Here is a 17,163-nt window from a genome sequence, read left to right as displayed (position 1 = left end):
AACAACTGATATTTGCTATCGAAAAGTGCTGTTAGCGGTAGCGGGGCCTTTAGCCCGTGCTGAATTCTGAGGCATTAGGTTCGGAGTTATTAAAATTATTATTGGGAATTGAGCATATTTGTAGACCCGCCACTACATCAAAGCTTTGATCTGTCAACACTGTTTTCATTCATATAAAAACCGTTATAACTAAACCATCACTAATTCAGCAATACAAGCCTTGATCAATTCTTCAATTCCAGACACGGGGAATATTTCTGTATTAAGTTCTTTAGCTACTTCAGCAACAGTCATATCATCTAAAAATACCAATTCGCCATTTTTTAACATAACTTTTGGCAATAGAATGCCATCACCTAAATCTTTTCCGGGAAGATTTAACAGTAAATCATGACCTGTAATCAACCCAGTGACACTAATATTTTGTCCCCAGTAATCACTAGATAAAGCCTGCATATTCACTTCTAAATTCTCAACAGCATTTAAACGTGTCAAAATTGGTTGAAATGCTTGTTCGACTGCATTACCAACTACCCACGTTAATTTTTTGGGATGATCAAGCTTTGGCGGTAATAAATCGGCGGCTGTAGACGCAAATTGCTTAATAAATAAACGAATGGAACCCACACCGTTATCAATTTGCGGATATTCTTCATATTCCGCCTCGCTGGGTAATTCCTCACCTGCAATTAAAAACCATTCATCGGCTAACCAAGCAAAACCAGAACCAAATTTTTGACGAAATGCCTGGGAGATAGTTTTTACTTGAGAAATTACTTCTTGGGCTTTTTCCCTAGTTACAGGAATCAGTTCATCTTCCTCTGGGCGAAAGCGTGTCAAGCCCACGGGAACCACTGCGACTGATGCCACAGCAGGTATTTCACCTTGATGAAAAGACGCTAAATCCTTAAGAGTTTGTTCTAGGTGTTTGCCATCATTTATGCCAGGACAAACCACTACTTGGGCATGAATTTGCAGTCTTCGGTCTTGGAACCATTTAATTTGTGTCAAAATTTGTCCGGCACGCTGATTTTTTAGCAGTCTAATTCTGATTTCAGGTTCCGTTGCATGAACAGAAACAAACAAGGGAGATAGGCGCATTTGTTCAATACGCTGCCATTCTTTTTCTGACAAATTGGTGAGAGTTAAATAAGAACCGTATAAAAAACTTAGACGGTAATCATCATCTTTTAAATACAAGCTAGAACGCTTACCTGGTGGCTGCTGGTCAATAAAGCAAAATGGACAACGGTTATTACATTGAATTAACCCATCAAATAGAGCTGTGGCAAATTCTAGCCCCAGGTCTTCGTCATAATCTTTTTCAATTTCAACATAATGAGTTTTACCAGTTGCGTCTAAAACTTCTAGTTCAAGAACTTCATCAGCACACAAAAATTGATAATCAATTAAATCACGGGGTTGTGTGCCATTAATAGCAACTATGGCATCTCCCGCATCAAAGCCAACTTCTGCGGCTATGGAATCGGGTAATACTTTAGTGATTTGAGCAGGACGGATGGTAGACATGATTATAGAGCAGGGGGGCAGGGTGCAGGGGGGAGAAGACGGTAACTTCCCAATGACTATTAACTATTTTTCAACAATCCGGCGCTGATTGCACCTAAGATGACGATGCCAAATGCTAGACGATACCAAATAAATACCCAGGTGCTTTGGGTTTTGAGGAATTGGATTAAGCCAGCGATCGCCATATATGAAAATACCCCAGATGAAATTGTGCCGACAATCATCGGAACCATAGCTACATTAGCTACGCCTACTTCTAAAAAACCTTTTAATTCGACCAATCCAGCCAGGGTGATGGCGGGAATTCCTAGCAAAAATGAAAATCTGGCGGCTGTTTCTCGTTCTAAACTCATAAATAACCCCCCTGTGATGGTGGAACCTGAACGAGATACTCCAGGGATTAATGCTAACGCTTGAGCTAAACCCATCAATAACCCATCTTTCATGGTGAGATGCTCAAATTCACGTTGACGTTTGCCAATTTTTTCTGCTATTCCCAATAACAGCGCCATGACTATCGAAGCAATGGCGATCGCGATCAGGCTTCTTAAGGGTGAATTATCATAATCTGGGATAAATCTTTTAATTAACAGTCCCAAAACCAGGATTGGCATGGTTCCCAAGGTAATTCCCAGAAATAGCTGCAAGTCTTGGTTTTCGTAATTTTTCAGCGCGATCGCTTTTGTGGCTCCTTTGATGATTTGCGCCATATCATCCCAGAAATACCACAGCACGGCAACAATACTACCAAGCTGAATAATTGCGGTGAAAGCTACTCCTGGATCACCCCAACCCAGCGCTACCGGCACAACCTTTAAATGTGCTGAACTACTAATGGGCAAAAATTCGGTCATTCCCTGCACAAACCCTAAAAAAATAGCTTGCAAAATATTCATTTGTTGCTCTACCCCATCTAAAACCGGGTTAGCTTGGTTACTTAAAACCTGAATGGGAAACACTGTAACTGAGAAAATACCAGACACTGCACTCAACAGCACAAACCATTGACGTTTTGATATAGCCATTTAATTTACCTGTGATAGCAAAGCAGATCGCGTGTGCTTTGATGACAACCAATTACACAAACAACTATATGGGTGACTTTCCAGGAAAATAACCCCAGAAAGTGTCCACTAGGAATCAAAAAATTAGATCATCCAGCACTCATCATGTGCCAACTTTCCTTGCCATAAACAATCTAGGCAAAATCTAGGTAAAATATAAATGCCCAGGGGGGGGATTTTAAGTGTGATATCTTAAGTAACATAAAGTTTAGTAACAAATATTAAAAACGTTGATTAATAATACCTTGTCTTCATACACCAGTCCTACTACACCAATCAATACCGATTTACCCACGACTGAAGTGGGGACAAAGAGCATTAAAGAGTTAGAATCTACACTCGCTTTATCTCCTTCTATACTTATATCTACGCCTACACGCCAAACCTGGTTAGTCTTGGCGGCGGCTGTGTTTTTAGTATCAGTACCAGTATTTATAGAAGCCCCATTAGTGCGATCGCTGCCAGTATTAAGTGTAGCCCTCACAGGATTTTGGGTGTGGCTCAGTTTCACCCTCATGTCACGTCCCACAACTTATATCTGGGGAGATTTGCTCTTTGGCTTTAGCTGGAGTTGGTTAGCAGGAGCGATTTACTGGGGTTGGCTACGTTGGGAACCTGTTTGGCATTTACCTGTAGAATCTATCGGTTTACCTTTTGCTTGTTGGTGTCTAGTCAAAAACTGGGGTAAAGTTGGTAACTGGTTTTACTTAGGCTCCTTACTCGGTACAGTTTTGACTGATGTGTATTTTTATCTAGTAGACTTGATGCCTTATTGGCGGCAAATTATGCAAGTAGAACCGGATAGAGTGTCACCAATACTACAAACTGCTTTAATCCAAGTCCAAACACCTTGGGGACAAGGCTGGGCAGTAGTTTTGGCTATTTTGCTTTTAACGGCAGGAATTGTACCTTTACGGACAAAATCACAACATTGGTACGCCTTTGGGGGCGCAGTGTTAAGTACAATCTTGGTAGATAGCCTATTCTTGATAGCTGCAAATGCAGCCTAAAAATTCATCAAGATAATTATGGTATCAAAAGAAACCTAAGCAATACCTTTTAGCCCCTATTTTATCTGTGTAGATAACTTTTTGTAAAAATAGTATCAAACCCAGTAGCAGCAAATATTGCGGGTATTAATACGCTGTATATTAGTTTTTGATGACTGCTGTGTTTTGAAGAAACTATGAGCTGTGAAGGAGCTAGGATGAACATACACTCATGTATATTCTCAGGCGAAGACGAAATAGAAGCTCACAGTATTAATCGGTGTGCTTTACTTCATAGGTCTGAATTCAGCTTACAGTTGATAGTATTTGACTTAACGTAGTTATTTTTGTCTTTGATGGAAAGAGGGAGAAAGATCATGAAAACATTGGTACGTTTATTAACAGTATTTAGCTTATTACTTGGTTCTTGGGGATGGCTGGGAACAACTCAGATAGCCAATGCTGCCAATATTAACAGTTTTGCTATGGCACAAGTTCCAGTTTTGGCAATTAGCCGACAGAATAGAGCTGACGCAAAGTTAGGGACAGAATTTGGTAAAAAAGTTGACTTGAACAATACCAACGTGCGAGCTTTTCAACAGTTTCCAGGGATGTACCCTACCCTAGCTAAGAAAATTGTCCTGAATGCTCCTTATAAGAAGGTAGAAGATGTATTGGAACTGCCGGGATTGAGCGATCGCCAAAAACAAGTTTTGCAAGCCAACTTAGATAACTTCGCTGTCACCGAACTAGAAACCATCTTCAACGCCGGAGATGATCGCTTTAATAACGGGATCTACAGATAACAGATCACTAAAAAGTAAATCGGGTCAGGGAAATGGGGAATTATCTCCTTTTTCCCCGTCCCTTTGGGAAAAGACCGCACTGCTTCCCCAAAATCCAAAATCCAAAATCCAAAATCCAAAATTGTTTGACTTTGCCTCAAATAGATATTCCTAGCCAATTTGATATTTTAGTAATCGGTGCTGGCGCTGCCGGACTTTACACAGCCCTGTGTCTACCAGAGAATTTACGAGTCGGCTTGATTACCAAAGAAACTGTATCTTTATCTGCCAGTGATTGGGCGCAAGGCGGCATTGCGGCGGCCATCGCCCCAGAAGATTCGCCTTCGCTGCACATTGAGGATACTTTACACGCTGGTGCAGGTCTATGCGATCGCCCGGCTGTAGAATTTCTCGCCGAAGCCGCCCCTGGATGTATTCAATCCCTAGTTAACTTGGGAGTGGCTTTTGACCGTCACGGTCAGGCCTTAGCTTTAACTTTAGAAGCCGCCCATTCTCGTCATCGTGTTCTTCATACTGCCGATACTACAGGTAGGGCAGTCACCACCACCTTAACAGCGCAAGTATTACGTCGCCAAAACATTCAAGTCATCCAGCAAGCTTTGGCTTTGAATTTGTGGCTAGAACCTCAAACCGGGAGATGTCAGGGAATTAGCCTCTTTTATCAAGGTAAAATCACCTGGATTAGTTCTAGTGCCGTGATTTTAGCCACTGGTGGCGGTGGACAAGTATTTGCCCAAACTACTAACCCGGCTGTCAGTACAGGCGATGGAGTGGCGATCGCTTGGCGGGCGGGGGCGATACTCCGGGATTTAGAATTTGTGCAATTTCACCCTACATCCCTCACTAAACCGGGTGCAGACCACTTTCTCATAAGTGAAGCTGTACGAGGCGAAGGCGCACACCTGGTTGATGACACAGGGCGGCGGTTTGCCTTTGACTACCATCCGGCGGGAGAACTAGCACCCAGAGATGTAGTCAGTAGAGCTATTTTCAGCCATCTGCAACACACTGCCGTCGATCTAGCTACTGCCCATGTCTGGTTAGATATGCGCCCCATACCCCCAGAAAAAATTCGTCATCGCTTTCCCAACATAGTCAAAGTTTGTCAACATTGGGGTATTGATGTCTTCCATGAACCCATTCCTGTAGCCCCAGCAGCCCATTACTGGATGGGTGGTATTGTTGCTGATTTAATGAACCGCACAAACATTCCCGGTTTATATGCAGTGGGAGAAACCGCCAGCACTGGAGTACATGGGGCGAATCGTTTGGCAAGTAACTCTCTGCTCGAATGTATTGTTTTTGGAGCGCAGATGGCTAATATTGATTTGGCAGACGTTACACCATTTTCAGAAATACCAACATTAGCCCCAAGAGAATTTAGCGCTGATATTGGTGAATGGCAAACCCAAAAAACCCAGTTAGAAATACTCAGAGAGAAGTTACCTCGTTTGGTTTGGCAAAGTGCAGGGATTTGTCGCGAACAGTCAGGTTTAGAAACGGCGATCGCCACTATTGAATCTTGGCAACAAGATTTTGCTGCTTTACCTTTGAGTCACTTCTTACTTTCTTTAAGTCCCAACGAACCAGTTAATTTCGACATCCCAGATGTAGAGAGGCAATTGCGACTGTGGGCAGAAACCCGTAATTTATTAGATGTAGCTTATTTAATTCTTAAAAGTGCAGCTTTTAGAACTGAAAGCCGGGGCGGACACTACCGCATAGACTACCCTCAACCAAACCCTGATTGGGAAGTTCATACGCTGATCCAAAAACACCAATGGCAGAAATCTTTAATTTTGAAAGATGAGAGATTGTCTCCGAATTTTTACAGGTGAGACAGTTCCGCTTCTTCACAGCCATGAAGTAACAGGGTTTAACGTGTCCCACTACCATGCTGACTGTCAGGACCACCATTATTTGGTGGAATATACATTCCTTGGGAATTCTGGTCAATTGTTAAACTCTTGCTACTATCGCCATTCAACTCATCAAATGTCGTAGCATTGACGCTGACCGTCATATCCACTATTTTGGGAACTAGCCAATAAACACTCATAAAAAATATCATAACTGTCATAATTCTCAATTTCCTTCCCATAAGTTTTGGTGAATTCCATGAATTATGATTCTTGTTCTTGATCTCTTTATCTACAGTAGTAAGAGCTATTTTTCTGGAAAAATTAAATCTTAAATAAATAGATAAATAATGTGATAGATGATTAGTAGCTTGCATATTAGCCATAGCTGTCGTTGTGAATTAGATTGAATATCTAAGTGATATAGCGACCAAGTGGTTAAAGCATCAGTCTAAAGTTATAAATCTTTGCGAAAACTTTAATTTCTTCCCGTATAAATACATACTTCAAAATTTGCAAGCAATGTAAAAGTATTGTATTTAACGCTAAATACACATCAAGTGCCTGAACTATTTCAGAATTTTTGAGGTGCTGCTTCTGTAACAATTTCAAGCAAATACATAACGATTTTTACCAAGGTGTTTGGCGCGATACATAGCAGTATCGGCTTGTCGAATCAGTGTTTCAACATCCTGGCTATGGTGTGGGTATATGCTAATTCCGATACTTGCAGAAACCCTAATGTTACATTCTCCCAAAATAATGGGTTGGTTAATGCTTTCTAGAATTTTTTCAGCAATTTTAGCAGCTATCTGCAAGTTAGGAATTGTTCGTAAAATGATTGTAAATTCATCACCCCCTAGTCGAGACACAGTATCGCTACCTCGTAAAGTGTTACTGAGTCTTTGAGCAATGGATACTAGCAGGCGATCGCCTATATCATGTCCTAAAGAGTCATTTATTTGCTTGAAGCCATCTAAGTCGATAAACAGCAGTCCTATTAACAAATTATGATTTTGCGCCCAAATTAACGATTCTTGAAGCTGTTCTATAAAAAATTTACGATTAGTTAAGCCTGTCAAAGAATCATGATCAGCGAGATAACGCAAGTGGTCTTCTTTCAGCTTTAATTCATTATTGGAACGGGATAACTCAGCCGCAGTACGCTTAAGTTCGTCTTCCATTAACTTACGCTGCGTCATATCTCGAATGACTCCCACTAAAAAGAAATTACCAGCCGCATCTTTGTGGAGCGATCGCTTAGTGGCAATATAATGAGTATTACCATTAGCATCAGTAAATTCTTCTTCATTTTCCTGGGGTTGCTGAGTTTGAAAAACTAGCTGGTCTTGTTGTCGAAACACATTTGCTTCATGTTTAGCAAAAAAATCATAATCTGATTTTTCCAGTAACACACTATTGGGATAACCGATTAACTGACAATAAGCTTCATTGAGAACAATCCACTGATATTGTTTATTTTTTACGAAAATTGGGTCAGCAATCTTATTGATCACCTGTTGTAAAAACTCTTTAGAACGCTTTAATTCATCTTGTTTATAAGCAATATAAAAGGTAATCCAAATGGCTGAACTGCCAAAAGCCAATAATGCCGGAATCATCGGTATCCACCAACCGGACAAGAAAGCTAAGTAAGTGCATAGAACCATTACCAAGCAAGATAATAAAGTAATAAAGATACTTTTAGTGGGGTTTCGTATTCGCCATGTAACCACAGCACCCACATAAGACCAAGCCAAAATCCATAGGTATTCCCATGTTTGAGGCCACACTTTAAGCAAAGGTCGCTCTTCTAAAGCGGCTGAGATTAACTCACTAATAAAATAAGCTTGCAGTTTGATACCTGGAATCGGTTTTGCTGTACCGATGAAAGAACTAGAATGAGGAATAAATACAAAATCTTGAATACTGGGAGCAGTAGTACCAATAAGTACAATGCGATCGCTAATCAAGCTTTTTGGAACCTTATTTTCCAACACATCCCTCATACTAACTTGATGATAACCACAAGATTTTATAGATGAATTACGACAGCCTGGTTTGGGAAAATTGGACAAAATTTGGTAGCCTTTAGCATCAGCCCTGACATAAGCACCATCATTTGCTTTAAAACGAGTAAATACCGCCTTACCTAACTGTAAATACTCAGGGTTATTAGCTGCTTTCTGGGGAATAATGTCTTCGGATTGTAAATACAATAAAGCCAGCTTCAAAGCAAAACTTTCGTATAGTTGTTCACCAACGTGCCAATATAGTAAGCTGCGACGTACTTTACCATCAGAATCATACAATAAGTTATTAAAACCTACTTGTTGATTATTCAGTTCTGGTGGAGGTGAAACACTGCCATTTTGACTATTCGCCAACAGTTGATTACCAATCAAGTTCGGCATTGATCGATAAGCTGCTATCAGTTGGTCATAACCATATTTAACTGGTAAATCCCGATATATATCTAAACCAATAGCACGGGGTTGATGAATCTGTATTTTTTGTAATAAATTAGCTATGTCACCATCTGGAATTGGCCAATAACCTATTTGCTTTAAAGAATCTTCATCAATGGCTACAATAGTGATTCGATTATCAGGCGGTTCATTTGGACGTAATTGAAATAATTGATCCAACGCTGCTAACTCTATAGGTTGTAACAATCCTATAGAACGCAAAATTAAAACACAAAGTGCAACCATCAAAGCTGTCATTAGCTCTTTATCTTCTCGACTAAGCATTTGTTTGAGTCTTAAAATTAACTTAATACGACACTGGACTAGCTGCTTAATCATTCCCATTACCTAGGAGGATAAATATTTTTCATTTGCTATGGCTATCAATTAACTAGCAAATAATACCTGCGTACCAACTTTATATAGGGTTTACTGAATCTTTTCATGAAGTTAGGTTCCTCTAAAAAGCTGGACTCAACTCTATTGAAATACCGTTAATTAAGTAGTCAATAATCAATTAACCTGATGCTATAACAGAGTTTTTACTGATGTTCAAGGTGATGTACAAATACATAACTCCTCATGGAATAAAATATTTTTATCGTATTGGTAGCTACTTTACAAAAACAACATAATATTTCTATAAAGCCTTCATAACTTGAGCAATATTCTACTCAACTACAAATTACTATTCTATGGATAACTTCAAATCTAAAAATCTTTTTTCCGTATTTATAGATAAAAAAAGCCAACTGGCAAAAATTCATCTTTTAACCAGTTGACTATATTTAATGGAAGTTTTGACGGAAAAGGACTTATTGGCAGTAATTATCGGAAATACTTAAAGTTTCTAGGGCCTGTATAACCAGAAATTTTTGCCAGTTGATCGAGGTTTTGGACTCCGCTATAGGGTTGACCATTAATAATCCAAGTAGGAAAGCCTGTGATGTTCGCTGCTTGACACACTTCTGGTTGAGCTTTAGGGCTATCAGCAGCACACTCTACGATGATCTGATTTTCTTCTAAAATTTGGTAAGCTTCTTTACCAAAAAGTTGTTTTTGTTCGTGGCAGTGAGGACACCAATAGGCAACATATTCCTTAGCATCTGTGGTGGCTAGATGACGTGCTAGTGCAATTTCTGCCTCACCAGAGGTAGTGGTGATTTCCCAACCAAAAGCTGGATTAGGTTGTTCTTTGGGAGTAAAGCTAATTCGTTGAGATTCTCCAGAAGTCGAATCTGATGTTACACCTGATGGATTCACGCCAGCATAGACACCTAAAGTACCAATCAGCGTTACCATGCCCACAATAATAGCGGTAAAGAAGATTTGCCCTATATCTTCCCAAGAACGACCGATAATTGTCAAAATTAACAGACTTACTGAGAATAAAGCCGAAGCAATACAGTAATAACAGACGGCTTGAATTTGGAATGCCAACAAATACATTAAATAGCCACTGAAAACCGACATAGCGATCGCTCCTATCAGCAGCAACCACCAAGTTGAGTTTTCTAATTTTTTCTGGCTATTTTTATCATCTGGTTTCCATGCTAAGGGAGTAACAGCCAAAATCACCATACTCACATAAGCCAACAACCCAAATAAAGCTAACGGCTGACCGCCAAAAATTGGTATGGTTGCCCAAGGGCTGGAAAGTACATCATTACAGCCTTTAGCACCAGCTTCGGCCACACAAGCGGCTGTGCCTCCTGTTAACTTTTCTATGGCGATATAACCTGTAGTTAAGGCACCAAGTCCAGCGATCGCGGCAATCAATGGACGCGACCATTTATGAATCCAAGGAGTAGAACGGCGGCGAATCATAAACTGCTATTAGTTATTGGTCATTGGTCATTGGTCATTAGTCATTAGGAAATTACTGTCTTCTCTCCCCTCCTCCCTAAGAATGTATTTTCATGGGCGGAGAAATAGACTGAATCTCACCCGGAGAATTCCAAAGACTATGGGCGGCCTCTACAAATTGACTGACGCGAATTGGGTCAATTGGTTGCTCAATTCGACCGTGGCGCTTGAGAGAACTGGAAACAATTACACCATTTGCCGCCTGCATCAGTGTAGCAATATTTTCCCAATTGGCTCCACTACCAATGAAGACTGGAGTCTCATTTGCTGCACCACAAGCTAGTTCCAAATCTTCTTGATTAGGAGGGCTACCGGTAGCCCAGCCAGATAAAATTACGGCATCTGCTAAACCTCTTTCAATAGTGTCTTTTACGGCAACTGTGAGATTTGGAGAACTCAATGGACGAGCGTGCTTTACCAATACATCAGCGAGGATTTTGACATCACAGCCCAATTCTCGCCGATAACGGAGTAATTGATGAGCTTCTCCTTCAATTAATCCTTGGTCAGTTGCCATTACCCCTGTCAATACATTGACTCGAATGAATTCGGCTCGCACGCAGCTGGCAATTGCCATTGCACTTTTGCTATCATTCCGTAAAACATTTAAGCCTATAGGCAATGTCACCAAATTTTGGATTCGTTGTACTACCACAGTCATGGCACTCACAACTGCTGGATCAACTTGGTTTTTGGCAAACGGTGCGTCAAAAAAGTTTTCCACAATAATACCGTCTACCCCACCACTAGCTAGGGCGACGGCTTCTTGTTCAGCACGGTGAATTACCGCTTTGAGATTACCTCCCCAACGGGGCGAGGTGGGCAGTGGAAGTAGATGAACCACGCCAATAATCGGTGTTCGAGTTTTAAATAGCTGATATAATTCCACGTCTTTAATCCGCTTTGCGGGGTCTAGTGTCCACCAGTCGAGAGTCTAGAATATGTTTGACTATTGACTATTGAACGCCAGTCACCTCAAGTCAACCGAACCTGCTGATGGCGCTGGCTCTTCTTGACTTTTAACTAACTAGTCAAATGGGTTTTAAGTTGGTTGTTTTACTACCTCTTCCCTAGGATGGAAATTATCGTAAAACCTCCCCTAAGATATGTTAAGATAAAACTAGGCTAGAAGAGGAGTTTGCCACTCACAAGACGCAAGGCAGCTTTCCCTGGTTTAGACATCTCGTGCGCGCATAGTCGTGGGCAAAGTCTGAGCAAAAGGGTAGCACTATTGCTTTATTAGGCGTGGTTTCGTACTCCTGGGTCAAACAAACTACCCAGAGAGCGCGGTTTCCCCTGAGGGTAGCGACTTCTCACAACAAGCCCTTTGGGCGGCTTCCCGACGGGTAAATTAACAACACACACGCTGTGGTAATGAAAAATACCAACAGAAAACTTGTTAAAAAAAATACAGGTGTCAATTGTACTCAAAGACACTCGCTTTACCCTGGGAAATAGACTAAATAGTACAAATATCATAACATGGTCGGAAACTATCCATGTCATATATCGGCAGGTAGTAACTGGCAGTTAAAACCTGTTATTCTAGCCCTTGATTGTGTAAAGGTGTGTATCACAAGAAGCGAAATTATCGCTGCTTGCGTATCTGACTACAAAAAAACAGAAAATGTTTTCAAAATATGGGTGAAAAGCCAACGATTGCAATTTCGCATCTGGGTTGCGAAAAAAATCGAATTGATACAGAACATATGCTAGGACTGCTTGCAGAAGCAGGCTATGGTGTAGATACAAATGAAGAGTTAGCAGATTACGTTATAGTTAATACTTGTAGTTTTATAGAAGCAGCAAGACAAGAATCTGTCAGAACTTTAGTAGAACTGGCAGAAGCCAACAAAAAAGTCGTGATCACTGGCTGTATGGCACAGCACTTCCAAGAACAATTATTGGAAGAATTGCCAGAAGCGGTGGCACTGGTAGGCACTGGTGATTATCACAAAATTGTTAATGTAATTGAGCGTGTAGAAAAAGGCGAGCAGGTAAAAGAGGTTAGTCTAGAACCAACCTACATTGCCGACGAAACTACACCGCGTTATCGCACTACAACCGAAGGCGTTGCCTATGTGCGGGTAGCCGAAGGATGTGATTATCGTTGTGCATTTTGTATTATTCCCTATCTCAGAGGGAACCAGCGATCGCGTACTATTGAATCTATAGTTGCTGAAGCGGAGCAGTTAGCTAACCAAGGGGTGCAGGAAATTATTTTAATTTCCCAAATCACTACCAATTACGGGTTAGATATCTATGGTAAGCCAAAGTTAGCCGAATTACTTCGGGCTTTGGGTAAAGTAGATGTACCGTGGATTAGAATGCATTATGCATATCCCACCGGACTAACCCCAGATGTCATAGAGGCAATCCAAGAAACCCACAACGTCTTACCATATCTAGATTTGCCCCTTCAACATTCTCATCCAGATATTCTTCGCTCAATGAATCGTCCTTGGCAAGGACGGGTAAATGATGGGATTATTGAACGCATCAAAACAGCCCTACCAAATGCGGTACTCAGGACAACATTTATAGTTGGTTTCCCTGGCGAAACCGCAGAACATTTTGAGCATCTACTAGAATTCGTTCAAAAACACGAATTTGACCATGTTGGAGTATTCACTTTTTCACCGGAAGAAGGAACGCCCGCTTACAAGCTAGCCAATCAATTACCCCAAGCAGTGATGGATGAGCGCTGGCATAAATTAATGGCGCTTCAAGAGCCGATTGCGGGTAAAAAAAATCAACAGGAAATCGGCAAAATAGTTGAGGTCCTGATTGAGCAAGAACACCCTGAAACTGGAAAGCTCATAGGTCGCTCAGGTAGGTTTTCCCCAGAAGTCGATGGTCAGATATATATCGATGGGGAAGCAAAATTAGGAACCATCGTACCAGTAGCTATCCATAGCGCTGATACTTATGACCTCTACGGTCAAGTTGTTAGTAGTTACCAAAAGTAGAGGCCGCAGAGTGAGTCCAGCACTGCACAAACGCAGCGTTTCGGACAGAAGAAAAGTCACGTCCAGCCCCAGGGATATCACTGACTCTCTTTACTCACTAACGCTTTCTAACTAGGGTTTCACACACTTGCTTTAAATCTGGCAACTGAATGCAACTGCTGTATATCAGCAAATGCCGTCAGATTTAAAAATTCACAACCAAAAAACACAATCCAGGAGAATTAATGACTCTTTCCTTTCAAGAACTAGGTATTTCACAAAAACGTGTTGAGCAATTAGAAAACATTGGCTTTACCACACCTACTAATATTCAAGCTCAAGCCATTCCTCAGCTGCTATCAGGTCGGGATGTCGTGGGTCAATCTCAAACCGGAACAGGCAAAACCGCAGCATTTTCTCTGCCAATTTTAGAGCAGTTAGATGTTAATCACAAAGCTGTACAAGCTCTAGTATTAGCCCCAACTCGTGAATTAGCAATTCAAGTTCACGATGCCATCAATCAATTTGTCGGCAACGATGGATTGCGGATTCTGGCAATTTACGGCGGTCAATCCATTGAACGCCAAATGATGCAACTCAAACGTGGTGTTCACATGGTTGTGGGTACACCAGGACGGATGATCGATTTACTAGATCGGGGCTGTTTGAAGCTTGATCAAGTTAAGTGGTTTGTCCTAGATGAAGCTGATGAAATGTTGAGCATGGGCTTTATTGATGACGTAATCAAAATCCTGTCTCAAGCCCCCAAAGAGCGCCAAACAGCTTTGTTCTCGGCGACCATGCCCCCATCAATTCGCATGATTGTCAATAAATTTTTGCGAAACCCGGCTACAGTCACCGTGGAGCAGCCAAAAGCTTCACCCAACAAAATCAATCAAGTAGCTTATCTCATCCCTCGTCATTGGACAAAAGCCAAAGCATTACAGCCGATTCTGGAAATGGAAGACCCAGAAACAGCTTTAATCTTTGTACGTACCAGACGGACAGCCGCAGAACTGACCAATCTATTGCAAGGAGCCGGTCACAGTGTGGACGAATACCACGGTGACTTGTCCCAACAGGCGCGGGAACGCTTATTAAATCGATTCCGGAATCGTCAAGTGCGCTGGGTAGTAGCAACTGATATTGCTGCGCGGGGGTTAGATGTCGATCTACTGTCCCATGTAATTAACTTCGACTTGCCAGATAGTGCTGAAACCTATGTTCACCGTATTGGGCGGACTGGTCGGGCTGGTAAAGAAGGTACAGCAATTTCCTTAGTACAGCCCTTTGAACGCCGCAAACAGCAGGCATTTGAGCGTCATAATCGCCAAAACTGGCAATTGCTGTCCATTCCTACACGGGCGCAAATTGAAGCACGACATATCAAAAAATTGCAAGAACAAGTGAAAGAAGCCTTGACTGGCGAACGTTTGGCTTCATTCTTGCCCATAGTCAGCGAACTGATTGAAGAATATGATGCTCATGCGATCGCCGCAGCTGCATTACAAATAGCTTATGATCAAACTCGTCCCGCGTGGTTGCAAACAGGCGTAGATCCCCAAGATGATGCACCTTCCACCAAGCCCAAATTGGCCAAGCGTCGTGGTGGTGGTGACTCTTCCAACGATAGAAACCGTTCCTGGAACAAATCAGACAGCAACGGAGGTAGTCCCAAGCCTAAGTTACGGACAAATACCAATAATCGCCGCGACACCTCCGTGTCATCTTCAAATTCAGGTAGAGAATAAGCTTCTTCTTAAGTGCTGAGTGCTGAGTGCTGAGTGCTGAGTAAAAGTTATGAGTTTTGAATTAAAAACTATTCCGCAAGTTTAATTCAAAACTCGCAACTAAGACCTCATAGAAAAGAACGAGTCACTTGTTCTAGTTGACCGATTTCATCGGTGTTTAATCTCCAGCCCAAAGCCCCTGCATTTTGTTTTACGTGTTGGGCAGTTTTTACCCCAGCAATAGGAATCACATTTCCTTGAACAATTAACCAATTGAGGGCTACTTGGGCAGGAGTGCGATCATATTTTTCTCCCAAAGTTTTGAGTAAAGAAATGACCGGGGCAATTTTGTGTAAGCCTTCTTTACTAAATCGTGGGTCTATCTTCCTCGCACCACCGGGGGTTTCATCTCTATCTGGTGTATATTTGCCTGTGAGTAATCCCTGAGCTAAGGGACTATACGCCAAGATAGTTACACCCAACTCACGAGCTGCTGCTAAAATGCCGTTACTTTCAATTTGACGCGTTAGTAGCGAATAGCAGACTTGGTTGACAGCTAAAGGGACTCCACGCGCAGCCAATATTTGCTGCGCCTCTCGCATTTGAGTAGCTGAATAATTACTCACGCCGACTGAGCCGATTCTACCCCGCTTCACTTCATCTGCTAGGGTATGCATCAAAGTTTCTTGACTTAAAAAGAAGGCAAATGGCCAATGTACTTGATACAGTTCCACTCGCTCTAATTGTAGGCGTTTGAGACTGTCACTTAAGGCATCCGAAACAGATTGACCTGTAAATCGCCAAGGTAAAGGGCCAAATTTCGTGGCCATTTGCACAGGTTGTTGGGCTTTTTGCATGAATTGCCCTAATAACTCTTCTGACAGTCCAAAACCATAAATTTCCGCAGTATCAAAGAAATTTATCCCAGCTTCTAATGCGGCTGTAAAAGCTGCCTCTAACTGTTCTGGGCCATAGCCATAGCCATAATTCCAAAAGAGTTTATCACCCCAAGCCCAAGTTCCAATACAAAGGGGTGTAACACTGGGGCCATTTTGTCCTAATGTGATATTTTCCACGTGGCAATATTTATTTTATTTATTTACATTTATTTACCTTTATAGTTTATCGTTACAAATAAAAGTCAGGACAGGATTTAATTAAAGAGAGTCTAGATTCTGTAAATTATACTAAGAAGTAGCTATGGCAAGCGGCGATATATTTGATACCCCAACTACATCCTTAAGTGTGCCAAGAGTCAACCTGATTACTATGTTCCGGTTGGGCTTGTTTCAAATGGGACTGAGTATGATGTCTATCCTGATTCTGGGTGTACTCAACAGAGTCATGATTCAAGAAATAGCAATTCCAGCAATATTGGTGTCCTTAGTACTAGCGCTACCTGCATTCGTTTCCCCGGCGCGCATTTGGTTTGGTCAAATGTCAGACCTCAAACCTTTATGGGGCTACAATCGTACAGCTTACGTTTGGATGGGAGCAGCAGTATTTGCGATCGCTTCATTTTTAGCAATACAAGTGCTATGGCAATTAAATGCAGCAGCTAGTAACACAGATGGCTGGGTATGGACAACCCAAACAATCGGCTGGACAGCATTATTATCTTTAGTTTTTGCCATATATGGTTTAGCAATTTGTGCCAGTGGTACTACCTTTGCGGCTTTATTAGTGGATATCTCCCAAGAAGATAACCGTTCTAAAATCGTTGGTATTGTCTGGTCAATGCTGATGGTGGGGATTATTGTGGGAGCAATAATTAGTTCCAGTTTGCTTAGACAATTAACCTCAGAAGCACCCTTAGAAAGTTTACAGTCAGCTATTAACAGATTATTTTTCATCGTTCCAGCTATTGTCTTTGGGCTGTCAATTATCGCCACATTTGGCGTAG

General features: G+C 41.6%; 13 protein-coding genes. 6 read left to right on the top strand and 7 right to left on the bottom strand.

Annotated elements, in window-relative coordinates:
- Positions 1-189: 189 nt before the first annotated feature.
- Positions 190-1,530, bottom strand: a complete 1,341-nt coding sequence (locus tag VB654_RS06660) for a TIGR03279 family radical SAM protein (protein ID WP_323212829.1) — start codon at positions 1,528-1,530, stop codon at positions 190-192.
- A gap of 59 nt (positions 1,531-1,589) precedes the next feature.
- Entirely contained in the window at positions 1,590-2,555 is a 966-nt protein-coding gene (locus VB654_RS06655; protein WP_323212828.1) for an undecaprenyl-diphosphate phosphatase, read from the bottom strand.
- A gap of 269 nt (positions 2,556-2,824) precedes the next feature.
- Here VB654_RS06655 and VB654_RS06650 point away from each other — a divergent pair, with 269 nt between their 5' ends.
- The 3 genes from VB654_RS06650 (at position 2,825) to nadB (ending at position 6,227) form a co-directional block, all read left to right on the top strand.
- On the top strand, positions 2,825-3,604 hold the full coding sequence (locus VB654_RS06650; protein WP_323212827.1) for a DUF3120 domain-containing protein: 780 nt from the start codon (positions 2,825-2,827) through the stop codon (positions 3,602-3,604).
- A 356-nt stretch (positions 3,605-3,960) separates the two neighbouring features.
- Complete coding sequence (gene psbU / locus VB654_RS06645) at positions 3,961-4,389, top strand: photosystem II complex extrinsic protein PsbU (protein WP_323212826.1); 429 nt, start codon at positions 3,961-3,963, stop codon at positions 4,387-4,389.
- A 131-nt stretch (positions 4,390-4,520) separates the two neighbouring features.
- Positions 4,521-6,227, top strand: a complete 1,707-nt coding sequence (gene nadB, locus VB654_RS06640) for an L-aspartate oxidase (protein WP_323212899.1) — start codon at positions 4,521-4,523, stop codon at positions 6,225-6,227.
- A 38-nt stretch (positions 6,228-6,265) separates the two neighbouring features.
- On the opposite strand, the gene VB654_RS06635 is transcribed toward nadB, so the two are convergent.
- The 4 genes from VB654_RS06635 to btpA form a co-directional block, all read right to left on the bottom strand.
- Positions 6,266-6,469: a hypothetical protein gene (locus tag VB654_RS06635; RefSeq protein ID WP_323212825.1), complete on the bottom strand. Its 204-nt coding sequence runs from the start codon at positions 6,467-6,469 to the stop codon at positions 6,266-6,268.
- A 387-nt stretch (positions 6,470-6,856) separates the two neighbouring features.
- Positions 6,857-9,055: a CHASE2 domain-containing protein gene (locus VB654_RS06630; RefSeq protein ID WP_323212824.1), complete on the bottom strand. Its 2,199-nt coding sequence runs from the start codon at positions 9,053-9,055 to the stop codon at positions 6,857-6,859.
- Positions 9,056-9,544: 489 nt separating this feature from the next.
- The gene (locus VB654_RS06625) at positions 9,545-10,543 is read right to left on the bottom strand and encodes a vitamin K epoxide reductase family protein (RefSeq protein WP_323212823.1); all 999 of its coding nucleotides are present in this window, start codon (positions 10,541-10,543) and stop codon (positions 9,545-9,547) included.
- Positions 10,544-10,619: 76 nt separating this feature from the next.
- On the bottom strand, positions 10,620-11,471 hold the full coding sequence (gene btpA / locus VB654_RS06620) for a photosystem I biogenesis protein BtpA (protein WP_323212822.1): 852 nt from the start codon (positions 11,469-11,471) through the stop codon (positions 10,620-10,622).
- A gap of 751 nt (positions 11,472-12,222) precedes the next feature.
- Here btpA and rimO point away from each other — a divergent pair.
- Positions 12,223-13,551, top strand: coding sequence for a 30S ribosomal protein S12 methylthiotransferase RimO (rimO, locus tag VB654_RS06615; RefSeq protein ID WP_323212821.1), 1,329 nt, complete (start codon positions 12,223-12,225; stop codon positions 13,549-13,551).
- A gap of 224 nt (positions 13,552-13,775) precedes the next feature.
- Positions 13,776-15,281: a DEAD/DEAH box helicase gene (locus VB654_RS06610; protein WP_323212820.1), complete on the top strand. Its 1,506-nt coding sequence runs from the start codon at positions 13,776-13,778 to the stop codon at positions 15,279-15,281.
- 107 nt (positions 15,282-15,388) lie between these two features.
- Here VB654_RS06610 and VB654_RS06605 read toward each other — a convergent pair whose 3' ends face one another.
- Complete coding sequence (locus tag VB654_RS06605; RefSeq protein ID WP_323212818.1) at positions 15,389-16,336, bottom strand: aldo/keto reductase; 948 nt, start codon at positions 16,334-16,336, stop codon at positions 15,389-15,391.
- 124 nt (positions 16,337-16,460) lie between these two features.
- On the opposite strand from VB654_RS06605, the gene VB654_RS06600 reads away from it, so the two are divergent.
- On the top strand, positions 16,461-17,163 hold a 703-nt coding region (locus VB654_RS06600), incomplete at its 3' end, for a PucC family protein (RefSeq protein ID WP_323212817.1).

It is taken from the genome of Nodularia sp. UHCC 0506 (genome assembly GCF_034931045.1).
GTDB lineage: Bacteria > Cyanobacteriota > Cyanobacteriia > Cyanobacteriales > Nostocaceae > Nodularia.
Note: the sequence above shows the minus strand (reverse complement) of the source record. Positions and strands in the feature narration are given on the sequence as shown.